The sequence below is a fragment of the Brucella sp. MAB-22 genome (assembly GCF_025908475.1).
GTDB lineage: Bacteria > Pseudomonadota > Alphaproteobacteria > Rhizobiales > Rhizobiaceae > Brucella > Brucella anthropi.
This window is the reverse complement of sequence record NZ_CP109781.1, coordinates 327,817-341,743: the sequence shown is the minus strand read 5'-3', so window position 1 is coordinate 341,743 and position 13,927 is coordinate 327,817. Positions and strand designations below refer to the sequence as shown.

Below are 13,927 nucleotides of genomic sequence, written 5' to 3'. Positions count from 1 at the left end.
GACTGACGACATGGCCACTTCCACCGCAAAACGCGCCGACCTGCACAGGATGGTGACCCACGAACATACCTGTCCCTACGGTCTCAAATCGCTCGACCTCCTGAAACGGCAGGGCTACGAGGTCAACGATCATGAGCTGACGTCGCGCGCCGAGATCGATGCTTTCAAGAAAACGCACGGCGTCGACACCACACCGCAGACCTTTATCGGCGGCAATCGCATCGGCGGCTACGACGATCTTCTCGCCTTCTTCGGCAAGGAGGTAAAGGACAAGGACGCCACCACCTATACGCCGGTGATCGCGTTGTTCGCGATGGCTGCGTTGATGGCGCTAGCGACGAGTTGGGCCGCGTTCGGTACCCTTGCGACCGTTGCGGCGGCAGAATGGTTCATTGCCATCGCCATGTGTCTGCTCGCCCTGCAGAAGCTCAAGGACGTGGAAAGCTTCGCTACCATGTTCCTCAACTACGATCTGTTCGCCCAGCGCTGGGTGCGCTACTCCTACGTCTATCCGTTCGCCGAAGCGCTGGCGGGCATCCTGATGATGGCCGGCGCGCTGATGTGGCTGTCGATCCCCGTTGCCCTCTTCATCGGCACTGTCGGAGCCGTATCGGTCTTCAAGGCGGTCTATATCGACAAGCGCGAACTCAAATGCGCCTGCGTTGGCGGTGACAGCAACGTTCCGCTCGGCTTCGTCTCGCTGACGGAGAACCTGATGATGGTCGGAATGGCGATCTGGATGCTACTCAAGCCCATGGGCATCGGTCTCGGACATTAAGCGAAAACCAAGGAGCCACGAGATGACCCAATCGTCCCATAATGGCAAGCACGAACACGCCGATCACGGCGAAGGACGTCCCTACCTGATGTTCTGGATCAACATGGCGCTCGGCCTGATCGTCATGTACGTCGTCATGTTCTCGATGATCGACGGATTTCAAGATTTCCGAAACAATCTCAACATGTTCTACATGGCCGTGACCATGTGGGCGCCGATGGGCATCTTCATGCTGGCAACGATGCCCGGCATGTTTCCGCGAAAAGGGCTCAATATCACCCTCTACGCCGTCTTCCTCGTCTTGACGATCGCCTCATTCGCAGCCACACGAAGCCAAACCCTGATCGGTGACGGGCAGTTCATCGATTCGATGATCCCGCACCACTCGGGCGCGATCCTCATGTGCCGGGAAGCAGACCTGCGCGATGCTGAATTGCTGACGCTTTGCGAAGAAATCATCGCAGCCCAGCGCAGCGAGATCGAGCAGATGGAGACAATTAAGGCTCGTCTCGATCAAAGGCCCTAAGACCTGTTGCCTTGCCCAATAGCGTCCGAGAATGGCAGGCTCAATGAGGATTGCATGACAAAACATCATGAGGATGGTCGCAGCTTCGTCACGGTCGTCAGCAAAAGCCAGCCGTGCCGGACCTGCGGCGGCTATTCGAGACCTTGAATGCCGCTCACGAGGGCTTCTCTTGAGATCTCGCCCATGTGTACCGATTGCAGCGTCCCGTCGCTCTTGAGGAACAACGTAGCCGGCAGGCCCGGTACCTCGTAATGACGACCGAACTCACCGAGTCCGTCGAGCACCACATGCTCAAGCTCAAGATTCTCGGCTGTGAGGTAGCGCTGAATGATCTCCTGGCCTTCACCTTGGTTGACGAAGACAAGTTCGGCAGCGTCCGTATTTGCGGCAACGTCCGCCATCATCGGCATTTCACGGCGGCAGGGCGGGCACCACGTCGCCCACAGGTTGATGACCACAGGTTGACCTTCGAGTTCACTTGGATTGAACCGTTCTCCGGCCAGCGTGCGGTAGATGTCTCCGGTCGGCAGCGGTGTCGCCGGCACGCCGGCGCTGAGCTGCAGTACGAAGAACGCGACATAGGCCGCAGCGGCGCTCGGCAGGGCCGTCCACAATGTGAGCCGCAATTCGCGCCGGAAGCGAAAGAACGTGTAGGCGAACGCCAGCGCAATGCCGGCTTCGATCATGAAGCCGCCCTGCCACATGTAGAATACGCGCAGCGGCTCGGCGAGGAAACTGCTCGCGTGCTGGATGACGTGCCCGACGCGCGCGCCGACCACGAAAGCGACGGTCGCGCCCCAGGCCCAGGACGAAAAGCGCTGATCGACCTTGCGGGCGAGGATCTCGCTCAGCAGGAGAAAGGCGGCGATGGCGAGGATCGCGGCGAAGCGGTCGGGTGCGAAGACGAAAGGCCCGATGGCGACTGCGTTCATCTCACTGCCTCGCCTGAGAGACCGATGTCAGCAACGTATCGGTTGTCACATCGCCGATGAGGCGGGAGCCGTTTGCCTCCGAGGCATTTCGGTTGAAGAAGATCATGGTCGGTGGGCCGACCACAGCAAGATCGCGCATCAGACCCTGACTGGCCTCATCCAGTCCGGTCAGATCCACCTTGACACGCTGGAAGTCGTTCAGTGCGGCAACGATTTCCGTGCTCGAAAAGACGTCGCGTTCGATCGTCTTGCAGATGACGCACCAGTCGGCCGTGAAATAGACCAATGTCGGACGTCCGTTGGCAGAGGCAATCGCTTGCTCGACCTGCGGCGTCGAGTTTGCCTCGATGAATGTCATCTCGGACTGGGCGATCTGCTGGCCCGAACCGGTCATGACGAAGTGGGCGAGCGGACGTAGCGGGTCGGTCCCGCCCGACGCCGCCCCGATCGCCAGGATGACGCCGCCGAGGGAAACCCCAAGTCCGGCGGCTTTGCGGAAACGTGGCCAGGCACCCGCATCGGCCAGGAGCCGATCAGCGACGCCGATGAAGACCGCAACAATCAAGAGGAGGCCCGCCCAAAGCGCCAGCGTCACTTGCGGCGGCAGGATTCGGGAGACCATCCAGATCGCCGCGCCGAGAAAGACGAAGCCGAACGCGTATTTGACCTGCACCATCCACGCCCCCGCACGCGGCAGAGCGCGGCTCCCCATCGTGCCAAAGGCGATCAGCGGAATGCCTTGGCCGAGCCCGAGGGCAAACAGCGCACTCGCGCCGATCCAGGCATCGCCCGTATGTGCGATATAGAGAAGTGCCGCGGCGAGCGGCGCGGTGACGCAGGGACCGACGATCAGCGCGGAAAGGAAGCCCATTCCGGCGGCTCCGCCCACCGAGCCGCGCGTGCCGGCCTGTACCCCTGCCATCCGGCTGACCCAGGTGGTCGGCAGTTGCAGTTCGAACAGGCCGAACATCGCCGTCGCCAGCACGACGAACAGCGCTGCGACGGCGCCAATGGCGTAGGGCGATTGCAGCACCATCTGGAGGTTTTGGCCGGACCACGCGGCAACCACGCCAAGCAGGCCAAACGCTGCGGCCATTGCCAGCACATAGGCCAAAGACAGGATGAAGCCGCGCCGGGCCGTCAATGCCTCGCCCTCGCGCGCCAGGGTCGCGCTCAGGATCGGATACATGGGCAGCACGCAGGGCGTGAAGGCGAGCAACAGCCCGAAGGCGAGGAAACTCACGATCACCCAGATCGCACCGCCGCTGGCGAGAAGCGAGCCGACCATGCCGCCGTCCTGCGTGTCCTCAGCCAGGCTGAAGCCGCCGTTTCCCGTCCCTCCGGCAGGGGCGGCCGGAGTTGGACCTATGCCAAAGCCGACAACGGGTTCGGAAACCTGAAGGTTTGCCGTGTTGACCGTCAGGGTCAGCGGCGGATAGCAGATCGAATCCTTCTTGCAGCCCTGATAGGTGACTGCGACCTGCCCGGGCGCTTCAGTGCCGAGACGTGCCACCGCTTCAAGATAATAGACCTCCGAAGGACCGAAGTTGGCATCCTCTGTCTCCACGACGCCCGGTCCAGTCGACAGCGGGATCGGCTCGCCGGTCGCGGCATCCTTCGCTTCCAGATGATCGCGATAGAGGTAATAGCCTTCCTCGATTTCCCACCGGAGTTGGATCTGCTGATCCGCATTCCGCTCAACCGAGAAACGGAAGGCTTCCTCGGCTTGCAGGAGATCCTCCTGTTGCGCCGCGGCGGGCAGCGACAGGAAGACGAAGAACAGGCCAGCAAGGAGGCGGAGTATGGGCATTGAGGACATGAAATTACTCGGATGATCGCGATCGGGATGCATCAAGACGCTTCGCGAGCGTCTGCGACAACCTGGCGGAAGCCGTCCTCGTCGAGGGCGGAGGCGACGAGAAACCGACCGATCAGAAACACGGGCGTGCCACGCAGACCGAGCCCCTCGGCCTGCGCGTTATTGCGCTGAAGCAAGGCGGTGATCTCGGCGTCGCGGCGGTTGGCTTCGGTCTCGAGACCCGCCGTGTCGAAGCCGGCACCTTCCAATGCCTGTCGCATCTGCTCTTCTGGCACCCGCGACCCTTCGATACCCATCAACGCCAGATAGGCTTCCTCGTAGCGGTTCTGATACCCGGCCGCCAACGCCAGCTTTGCGCCATAGACCGAAGACTGCGCGAGGATCGGCCAGTCCTTGTAGACGTGACGCACATTGCCGTCCGATTCCAGCACCGTATTCAGCGGCTCGACGGTGCGCTTGCAGAAAGGACAGTTATAGTCAAAGAACGAGACGATCGTCAGGTCGCCGTTCGGGTTGCCGCCGACCGGCGCCTCCGGGTCGTTCAGGATCATCTCGGCTGACATGTCGTCGGCACGCACGGGCATGGCAAAGCCGGCGGCAGCGAGCGCCGCCAGGCCCGAGAGCAAGGTCCGCCGACTCAATGCACCGCGGAACGGCGGCCTACCCATAGCGAAAGGATGAGGTCTACGTGTGCAGAGGCGCCGATCGTGCATGGTCTCAAAGCTCCAGATCATGGATATTGAAGCGAGCGCACTCTCCCGAGCTTAAGACAGTCTTAAGGACCGCATTGAGCCGAAGATGCGACGGCAGTTTATCCTGACTCCGGACTATCGGGTGAACGGCCGCAACCGCCGCATGAGATCGCGCCTGCTGAACGGTCCGACCGAACGGGTGCCGTTGTATTCCTGTCCGGTGGCTGCATCCACGACGAAGAATGTCGGCGGGCCGCTCGCTCGAAGGTGGGAGAGGAGCTGGCGGTTTCCCTCGTCCATCGCCGTGACGTCCACCTTGACGAGAGGGACAGCCTCAAGGTGTTGCAGCACAGCAGGGTGGGCGAGGATTTCCCGCTCAATGCGGTGGCACACCGCGCACCAATCCGCACGGATGTCGATGAGCGCGAAGCTATGTGTTCGTGCGATCTGCTCCAGTCTCTCCCGGTAGGAAGCGACGTCCGTGACCATTGCAGCCGGATTGGCGGCGGCCATCCCGCTGGGAGTCGCCAACAATCCTACCGGCACCACCAGGCCCCCGAGCAGAAGCTCGCGGCGGGTCCATTGGTCATTCTTGCGTCGAGCATCAGCATCGATGCCGCATCCAACACCTTCCGCGGACGCTACGGCGTTGTTTCTTAAAAGTCGCGTCCGCATCCTCGTCTCCTTCACAGGACCGGCGGCAAAGCGGGCGTTCCTTAAGGCCCGCTTAAGGGCGGAAAAGTGCTCCTCGCCTGCGACGCAAGCCCGCGTTTCCAACAAAGTGCCCCCACCCAATCGAAAACCTGTTCGGCCGGATCACTTGAGCCGCAGGCCGGCGCCTGAAGTCCCCGCCGCTTCGCTATCTTCGGCCGCGCTTACCTTAAGCTGCTCTTAAGATGGGCATCGTGCTGTGCGGCCTGATTGATCGCAAAGCAGAGAGCGTACGAAACGTGAGCAAGCTACCGACACCCGCAATCGCGCGACGCGCTTTCCTCATTGGCGCCAGCGCAATGACTCTCGCCGGATGCGTTTCCACGAGGCAAACACCGCAAGTCGCGCAGCCGGTCTCGATGCCTCCTCCGCCGCCGACGCCCCCGATGTACTACGCACTGCCGAACGAGCGCTTCCCGATCCCGGAAGTCGACGTTTCCAAGGTCGATCCGAAATGGTGGCGGACGGAAGTCGACTATCCAACCGATGAACGAGCCGGAATCGTCATCGTCGATACGCCAAACCGTTACCTCTACCACGTTCAGCCTCACGGCCGCGCAACCCGATACGGTGTGGGTGTCGGCAGGGACGGTTTTTCGTGGGCTGGTCGAGGGCGTCATATCGCATACAAGCGGGAATGGCCGCGCTGGACACCTCCCGATGAAATGGTTGCGCGCCAACCCGAGTTAGAGCCCTACTCAATCGCCAATGGCGGCATGGACCCGGGGCTGAAAAATCCACTTGGAGCACGCGCCCTCTACATTCATGAAGGAAACCGGGACACGATCTATCGCATCCACGGAAACCCGGAATTCTGGACCATCGGCCAGGCCGTTTCATCAGGATGCATCCGGATGATCAATCAGGATGTCATCCACCTCGCCGACAACGTTCGCGACGGGAGCCCGCTGGTTGTGATAGCAGATCCGGCTATGGGGCATCTTTTGGTGGGATAGCTTCGTCGCGCGGCGAGAAGATCACTCCCTGCGTTGGCGCATCCTGCTGGCACTCCATCTTCTTGAAGATGAGTTGGCTGCGCCCCGCACCATGTATGTGCAACGGGTCACGCGGCGTTCGCCATCACCGCTTGCAGCCCTCCGCAATCGCGATTCTGAAGTCGTAGGTGCCAACCACTCCGCCCGAGCGCCAGTTCGACGATCGCGAGACCGAGACCGCTGCCGACCGGTACTTTGTTGCGGCCGCGAAAGAAGCGTTCGGTGACGCGGGCCAACTCCTCCTCGGGGATACCGGGACCATCATCCTCGATGATCATCTGGCCCTCTTCGGCGGGGCCGGCCACACGACACCTGACGACGCCTCCGGGCGGCGAATGGTTCACAGCGTTCTCCATCAGATTCCGGGCAGCAAGAGCGAACAGATCCGGCTCGATGTCCAGCTCGATGCGGTCAAGATCAGGGGAAACCTCGACCGCAACGCCCCTGGTCGGATCTGCTAATTCGTCCGCGAGCGCTCTCAGTATACTCCCGGGCCATACCTTCCCACTACGCTCGCCCTGGTCGAGCGCCTCAACCGCCGACATATCCAGCAATTGCCGAACGAGCCGGCCGGTGCGGTCTACGCCAACCATGATCTGACGCAATGCCTGCTCGCGGATCGTGCCATCGCCGCTTGCAAGCGCGACCTGCGCCTGCGTCTTGAGGCCGGCCAACGGCGTGCGCAGTTCGTGGGCGGCAAAGGCGGTGAAGTTGCGCTCGCGTTCCCGAAGCCCGGCCACGCGTGCAAACAATCCGTTGAGCGACTGCAAGACCGGCGCAATCTCCTTCGCGGTCTGCACGTCCTCGATCGGGCTGAGGTCGGAGGCGGGTCGTGCTTCCAGGTCGCCTGCGATCTTCCTTAGCGGCTCAAGGCCGCGCCTGACGCTGAGCCAGATCAGGACAGCAAGAACCGGCAACATCAGCAGGACCGGCAGGAGAAGACCGCGGATGACGTCGTTCACCAACCCGTTACGGATACTCAGATTGTCGCCGACCAGAACGCGAACACCGCGCTCGGTATTGGTGATTGCATAAACCCGCCACCGCTCACCATTTATCACGGTTTCGGAGATCCCGTCGGTGTGCTCCGACATTGCTTGATCGGGCGCCGCATCCGATCGCCCGATCAATGTCCCCTGCAGCGACCAGATCTGGCACGAAAGCTGGCGGTCATAGGCGCTGTGGCCGCGCACCGGCAGATCGGACGTGATCGTTTGCGTCGGATCGATGGCGATCTCCTGGCTGACGATCAATGAGGAAACCATCCGGCCGGCTTCCATCAGCCGCGCGTCGAGAACCCGTTCCACCTCCGCGCGCGTGGAAAGGAAAATCCAGACGACCGCCGACAGCCAGACGAGACCGGTGGTCAGGGCGAGGATCAGGAACAGCCGTTTGGAGATCGACGGCATCACGGTTCGTCTCCGAGGCGATAGCCGATCCCACGGACGGTCTGGATCATGCCCGGTCCCAGCTTGCCGCGAAGATGATGGATGTGGACCTCGACAGCATTGCTCTCGACCTCCTCCTGCCAGCCGTAAAGCTTCTCCTCGATCTGGCTCCGCGACAGGATCCGGCCGGGATGGATCATGAGGGCATGCAAAATCGAGTATTCGCGCCGCGACAGGCGGATGGGTTCGCCTTGGTGTTCGACATTCTGGTTTGCAGGATCGAGCCGCAGGCCGCGCCATTCGATAAGCGCCTGCGGCCGGCCAGCGGCACGGCGGACGAGCGCGCGCAGCCGCGCCGCGACCTCGTCGAGGTCGAACGGCTTGCCGAGATAGTCGTCGGCCCCCGCATCCAGTCCGTGAATCCGGTCGGCGACCTGATCACGCGCAGTCAGGAGGAGGACGGGCGTGGCGTCCTGCCGTTCCCGCAGGGATTTCAGCACGTCGAGGCCGGAACCGTCGGGAAGCATCAGGTCAAGCACCAGCGCATCGAACTCATGGTTCGTGAGAGCTGCGCCGGCTTCTTCGCAGGTTTTGACCGCATCGGCGGTGAAGCCGCCAATCGAAAGGCCCACCGTCAATCCGTCTCTGAGGACGGCATCATCTTCGACTATCAGCACGCGCATGGTTATCACCCGAGGTTCCAGGTCGCATTTCTATACGAGGCTTAAGGCAGCCTTAAGGATCGAACTTGAGCGCGCTCGATATCGTTCGGGGATTGGGCGCCTGTGATGTACCTCATCTTACCTGAGCCAAGAGTCGGACGTCTTCGAGACTTGGAATCGCGCCGGCAAAAACGCCGTTCTCGCCCTGATCCTTATGGGCATCTCCAGCCCAGCGCCGAAACAAAACGCTGGCATGGCGGCAGTGTACCCGTCATTCCGGCCCTCCTGTCCATCGGGCTGTTGCTGGTCGCGGTGAAGGAACTCGCCCGGCCTGAAACGATACGCGGGTCCACTTGTCTGCCCGAGCCAGTTGGGCAATGCGCATTGGAGACGGACTCGAATCAGTTCGGCTCGCCGAGGCATCGTCCGGCTGGTGTTCAGGCGATCATCCCGTCCTGCCTGCTCAGGCGTCATTCGTGTTGACCAGGTGTTGGCCAAGCCCAAAAAGGGAAGGGCCACCCGAAGATGGCCCTTACTCAATCCTTTGATTTCCTTTAGAAATCTGAAGAGAGCGAAGGGATTCGAACCCTTGACTCCAACCTTGGCAAGGTTGCTATGCGGCGGCCCGAAACAGCAAGTTATGATGGGTGCGCCCTCCCGCAACCATCTTTACCGGCGTCGATCGCAAGTTATGATCGACGCCGGTCCCCGCAACCATCTTTACTTGCTCGGGGCGCAAGTGAAGATTAGATCCTGCCCCCGCAACCAAATTCCCACGAAAATACATAAATCTCTCGATCATATCCGATGTTCGTATCTTTGCGAGCTGGCTCCTTCTTCTCGCAGAAGACCGTTCGACCTAAAATCGATGCGCGGAAGCGAGTTCTATACGCACGCACCGCAGCGCGCTCATAACCCCAAGGGTGGGCAGCAAAAGGTACTGATCCAGCGAAACAATCCCCCGACAACGCAACCAGGCACCAGCCAAAAACCAAATCAAAACCCGCCGCAACGCGGGCTTTGGTGTTCCTGGCCGCGTGGTGTCTTGAACAGCTCAGATTTTCTGCTGCTTCTCGAACTCGACGAGTGACATGACAGAACCGGCGTAATTCTCAATCCACCGGAGTAACATGGTGTACCCCGGTGGATGTGTTGGCGCGGGTTAGGCTGATGAGTGTGGCTTCAAGATATTCCGGATACCGAGCGGTTCAAATCAAGGTTGCCTGACGTCCAGCGGAAAGCGGTATCGGGAAATTCCAGATCGAAATGTGCCCGTTTTAGAAGCGCATTCGTGATGACAGCGCTTCTCCAGGCCATCAGGCTCAATTGTGGTTCTGCGATGCCATGGCAAAGCCTGCCTGCGTTGAGTACAAAGATCCGGCGGTCGACTGGCCCATTCCAGTCGAGAGCAAAATCTGCACCGACACGCAAAGACCTGCCTTCGACAATTGACAGCCGATCCTGGATTGCAGAGAGGCATTCAGGTAGTGAAAATTTGTAGCCTGTGGCAAAGATCAGATGATCGGCGCTGAGCATCTCGATCGTGCCATCGAAACCGTTGCGCATCACGATCGACAGGCTCGCGCCATCCTGCTTAAGGTCAAGAACTTCGCGGTATGGAAGCAATGTGGCCTGCAGGGTATCGTGGTCCAGATGGCGCTGTTCATAAAGGCGTCGATATATGGCTCTGATCGTCGAAGCGGAAATGCCATCGCTTGCGAGCTTTTGATGCTCAACGATCGCGTGCCGTCGCGGTTCGGCAAGCTGATGGAACTCGGCCACGTATTGCGGGGTGAAATGCTCGTCGGTGAATGGTGAGTCGTCGAGTGGCTGGAAGTTCGGCCGTCTGCTGATCCAGCTGATCTCGTTATCGGAATCTCTGCGTTCCAGCAGATGCTGGAATATCTCCGCACCGCTTTGCCCTCCGCCGATAACCACAATCCTCTTGCCTTTCAGCGTGTCCAGTTTCTGTACGGCTTCGCTTGAATGGAATGCACGATCGCCAATCACCGATCTGGCCCATTCAGGTACATAAGGTTTCAACCCCACACCGAGGGACAAATTGCGGGCCGTTCGGACCTCATTATCGAAGGCCAGCTGGAAATGATTGCCGCTAAAAGTGATCTCGCGGATATTCTGACCAAAGTTCAGGCTCGGAATATTCCCCGCAGCCCAAGACAGATACCGCGCAAATTCCTTGCGGGGGATGGCGTCGTAGTCAGCGTTGAGAAACTCATAGAACCGTTTATGGGCGACCAGATAGGCTGCAAATGTCCACGGGCTCGTCGGATTAGTGGCTGTAACCAGATCCTTCATGAAGGAGGTCTGGAGTTCGGCACCGGGCAGCATCATGCCCGGGTGCCAGTCGAATTTGGGTTTGCTATCAAAAAATTGGATATTTACGCCGTTGATTGAATCCAGCTGCGCCGCCAGGCTGAGATTGAATGGACCAACGCCAATTCCGCACAGATCAAGAATGGAATGTGTCATACTGAAACTCCTTCATTGATATTGGTTTGCGTCTTCCGGGAGGAGAGGGACGCCATTTCCGCGAGGTAAAGAGGATTGTTCAGTTCGGTGCCAAGAGCGGGAACAGGTCGTTCATTGGCGTCGCCATAGCCGATCGCCAGACGAACACGATTAATGGCTATGCGCGGTATTTTCGGAAGAAATAGATCAAAAATTGTATATCGTTCGGTCAGTCCCGGGTGGCGTTGCTGATAAAGCCTCAACCGAGCCGAGAGGTGCATGTAGAACGATAATTCGGGATAGCTATCATGAGCGACCAGTGCTTCGGAAAGAAACCGCAGCACGCTCGCAAAATGTCCGGTCTGGAGATGTTGCTGCAGATGGGCCGCCGGTCGGCGCTTCAACGTCGACTTTACATCTGCGGGGAGTGTTGCCAGCTCCGGAAATTCTTGGTCAATCAGATCGGTGTCACCTTGGAAATCCTTGATCGCCACACCGGCAGGAATGTCGCCGTCCAGAAGAAGCGTGATATTCTGGCCATGCGCAATGAACCCAACCCCATAACAACACAAGAAATGGTAGAGCGGGACTGCGACTGCATCGAAGAGACGTTCGAGCCATTGATCATGGGACAGGCCGGATCGTTCGATCAGGGCGCTTATAATGGGACGCCCCGCATTATCAGACTGCGCCAATGCTCCCATCATCATGGGGCGCCAACCGTGCGGCAAGTGCTTTTCCGGACTCTCCCGCCAGATGGCCCCCAGCATCTCGCAAAACTGATAGGGTGCGCCTTTCAGTGCTGCGAAGTGCGGATGAGGGTAAAACGCACCGGCGACTTCCTGCAGAATCCGGACATTTTTCAGCGCCGGATCCCTCTTGGCTGTTTCCGCGAGCCAGTGAGACAGCTTTGGTCCGATCCGCATATATTTTCCGGGGACGCCGCGCCAGGCAGACGTATTCAGGATGGTAAGCGGCAGTTTGACATGAAGGGCTCGTCCGCGAACCTGATTGGCGAGTGTCCGTAGGGACTGTTGCGCAATATAGGCATCGCCGAAATAACCAAGCGGTACCAGTCGTCCGGCAGCGATCTCACTGGCATATAGGCTGACAATCATCGATTGCCATTGCCAGGGATGGACGGGCAGCAGCATATGCGTGTCGAGGCTGACACCCGCGTCACTCATCGCAGCAAGCAGATTGTCTCGTTCTCCTGTGCCGAGGCATTCGGCTAGCAACTCAGACTCTGCAAGGTCTTGTGCAAGTGCGAACTGGCAATGACTGCGTGCGGCGGCGAGCCAGAAAAGCTGGATCGGCGCGTCGAATTCCGGCGCATAGGCTTCGGTATCCTGCAATCCCCAGCCCAGCCGTCCCTTGTTTGCCGGTGCCTTGGGATGGCCGTCAAGAAGCGTCTGCAACTCCATATCGGACAGGCTTGCCAGCTTTTCAGAATTAAAGGTGGAACGGCGTGCCACGATACGGGCGTCCGCCATAAGCGTGTTGTAGAGCTCCTTTGCATATGTGCAGAACGTGGCAGGCGAAATCTCCAGAACATCACGCGCATCGGCCAGAAAGCCGACTACGTCATTTGCCGGGGCTTCTTCTGCCGATGTCGCCCGCACGAGGCTTTTCGGATTGATATGCAGCTGTCCCCAGATGCGACGGCGTGCTTCAAAACGATAGGAAACAGCATCGCCAAGCGTCAGCGTCCACATCGTTTCAGCCTTGTTCAAGGCGACAGGCGCAAAGCCTTCCTCATACGACAGTTCCGAGATGGCTTTGGCAATGGCTGTTCGGTTCACTATTCCCCATATCTCGTCATCAACCGCTTTGCGGCCCGGAAGCGGGCCAAGAAGAGCCCCGGAGACTGGTTGACGATTCATAACGGCACCTCCTTGAAAAAGCGGTCCCGTTCACAACACACCAGGGCGGCGCGCTTGTGAGGAAAATCAAATTCCTTCACCTTGTCATAGGCCACGTCTGCGCAATAGCTGAGCATCTTCTGGTGGGATGCCCGTGGCTCACCAACGATGCGTTGGGTTCGAGGCTCGTCAAGGAACAGATAGTGGGTAACCGAGCGGAAAAGTGCGAGCGTCTTGGGGCGGCCAAGGTGCCGGGGATTGCCGATCAGGCCATGCCAGCCGCGATCGAAATCCTCGCTCTCATAATGCGGACCGAGACGATCCTCACGCGCCCAGTAGAATTCGAAATAGCCAGTCGGCTCGTTATCAAAATTCGCGATAACACCAAAGATATGCGGGTCACGCTCCTGGTCCAGAAGATAGGTCTCGAGCGCCTCCGGGCTTTGTGCAAGCTCCCAGAAAAAGGAGACGCGTCCTTGGTTCATCCAGCCATAGAACAGGTCCATATCCGTACGGCGATCGATGGGACGGAAGGAAACGGTCTTGTTCAATTCCGGTATCCAGCGTTCGTAAAACACACCGGATGGACGAGGAGGACGAAGTAATGGCAGCCGGTCAGCGGGACCGAGTGCCGATCGGATGCTGGGATAAGGCATATGGGCAGCCTGTTTGCGCCACAGCAACGGCAACTGGCGTAACACACAGCGATCCACTACGGTCAAACCTTCGACTTCCCGCAGAGCCAAGGCGCTGACTGGAGCAAGTTCGCTGGCTGGTGGTAGTGTCAAAGCCGCAATGTCGGGAAAGCGCAGAAACACCGCATCCAACAGGGCAGCAAGTAGCACGGTCGCATCGCTATGCAAAGGGTCGAGTCTGACATCTCGCAGCATGATTGTCTGCCGGTCGAAGATGAGGCTTGCTTCGGCGCGAAACGCTCCGGCTTCTCCGAACAGGAATATACGTCCACTCTTGTCCAGCCTTGCCGCAAGCCGCTCGGAATTCGTCGCGCAATAATGCCAGGATAATTCACCACCTATTTCCGCGTGTGGCGGAAGGCGTTGATAGTCACTACTCTTCGTTTGAACGTTCATGG

12 protein-coding genes and 1 tRNA gene are annotated in these 13,927 nt (G+C 59.4%); 3 read left to right on the top strand and 10 right to left on the bottom strand.

The features are described 5' to 3' along the window. Window positions 1-10 precede the first annotated feature (10 nt). Together OHI65_RS01495 and OHI65_RS01490 are read left to right on the top strand one after the other, a co-directional pair. Window positions 11-778 (top strand): glutaredoxin family protein, encoded by a 768-nt coding sequence (locus tag OHI65_RS01495; RefSeq protein WP_012092687.1) that lies wholly within the window; start codon window positions 11-13, stop codon window positions 776-778. Between the two features lie 22 nt (window positions 779-800). Then, window positions 801-1,304 carry a DUF305 domain-containing protein gene (locus OHI65_RS01490; RefSeq protein ID WP_012092688.1) on the top strand — a complete coding sequence of 168 codons (504 nt, stop codon included), beginning with the start codon at window positions 801-803 and terminating at the stop codon, window positions 1,302-1,304. Window positions 1,305-1,435: 131 nt separating this feature from the next. Here the strand turns inward: OHI65_RS01490 and OHI65_RS01485 are convergent, their stop codons facing one another. From OHI65_RS01485 to OHI65_RS01470, 4 genes are all read right to left on the bottom strand, one after another. Continuing rightward, window positions 1,436-2,236, bottom strand: coding sequence for a TlpA disulfide reductase family protein (locus OHI65_RS01485; protein WP_012092689.1), 801 nt, complete (start codon window positions 2,234-2,236; stop codon window positions 1,436-1,438). A 1-nt stretch (window position 2,237) separates the two neighbouring features. Next, complete coding sequence (dsbD, locus tag OHI65_RS01480) at window positions 2,238-4,088, bottom strand: protein-disulfide reductase DsbD (protein WP_012092690.1); 1,851 nt, start codon at window positions 4,086-4,088, stop codon at window positions 2,238-2,240. Beyond that, a complete protein-coding gene (locus OHI65_RS01475; protein ID WP_037092232.1) occupies window positions 4,088-4,696 on the bottom strand; it encodes a DsbA family protein in 609 nt (202 codons plus the stop codon). Before OHI65_RS01475 ends, dsbD begins: the two co-directional genes overlap by 1 nt. A 186-nt stretch (window positions 4,697-4,882) precedes the next feature. Next, window positions 4,883-5,422, bottom strand: a complete 540-nt coding sequence (locus OHI65_RS01470; protein WP_012092692.1) for a thioredoxin family protein — start codon at window positions 5,420-5,422, stop codon at window positions 4,883-4,885. Window positions 5,423-5,757: 335 nt separating this feature from the next. On the opposite strand from OHI65_RS01470, the gene OHI65_RS01465 reads away from it, so the two are divergent. Beyond that, window positions 5,758-6,414 carry a L,D-transpeptidase gene (locus tag OHI65_RS01465; protein WP_109707754.1) on the top strand — a complete coding sequence of 219 codons (657 nt, stop codon included), beginning with the start codon at window positions 5,758-5,760 and terminating at the stop codon, window positions 6,412-6,414. 107 nt (window positions 6,415-6,521) lie between these two features. On the opposite strand, the gene OHI65_RS01460 is transcribed toward OHI65_RS01465, so the two are convergent. The 6 genes from OHI65_RS01460 to OHI65_RS01435 form a co-directional block, all read right to left on the bottom strand. Next, a complete protein-coding gene (locus OHI65_RS01460; protein WP_012092694.1) occupies window positions 6,522-7,862 on the bottom strand; it encodes an ATP-binding protein in 1,341 nt (446 codons plus the stop codon). After that, window positions 7,862-8,524 (bottom strand): response regulator transcription factor, encoded by a 663-nt coding sequence (locus tag OHI65_RS01455; RefSeq protein ID WP_012092695.1) that lies wholly within the window; start codon window positions 8,522-8,524, stop codon window positions 7,862-7,864. The genes OHI65_RS01460 and OHI65_RS01455 overlap by 1 nt, the downstream gene beginning before the upstream one ends. A 545-nt stretch (window positions 8,525-9,069) precedes the next feature. Further along, window positions 9,070-9,160: transfer RNA gene (locus tag OHI65_RS01450), tRNA-OTHER, on the bottom strand. A gap of 525 nt (window positions 9,161-9,685) precedes the next feature. Next, window positions 9,686-10,993 (bottom strand): lysine N(6)-hydroxylase/L-ornithine N(5)-oxygenase family protein, encoded by a 1,308-nt coding sequence (locus OHI65_RS01445; protein WP_012092697.1) that lies wholly within the window; start codon window positions 10,991-10,993, stop codon window positions 9,686-9,688. Beyond that, on the bottom strand, window positions 10,990-12,855 hold the full coding sequence (locus OHI65_RS01440) for an IucA/IucC family protein (protein WP_012092698.1): 1,866 nt from the start codon (window positions 12,853-12,855) through the stop codon (window positions 10,990-10,992). Before OHI65_RS01440 ends, OHI65_RS01445 begins: the two co-directional genes overlap by 4 nt. Next, window positions 12,852-13,925: a GNAT family N-acetyltransferase gene (locus tag OHI65_RS01435; protein ID WP_125301567.1), complete on the bottom strand. Its 1,074-nt coding sequence runs from the start codon at window positions 13,923-13,925 to the stop codon at window positions 12,852-12,854. The genes OHI65_RS01440 and OHI65_RS01435 overlap by 4 nt, the downstream gene beginning before the upstream one ends. Window positions 13,926-13,927 lie beyond the last annotated feature (2 nt).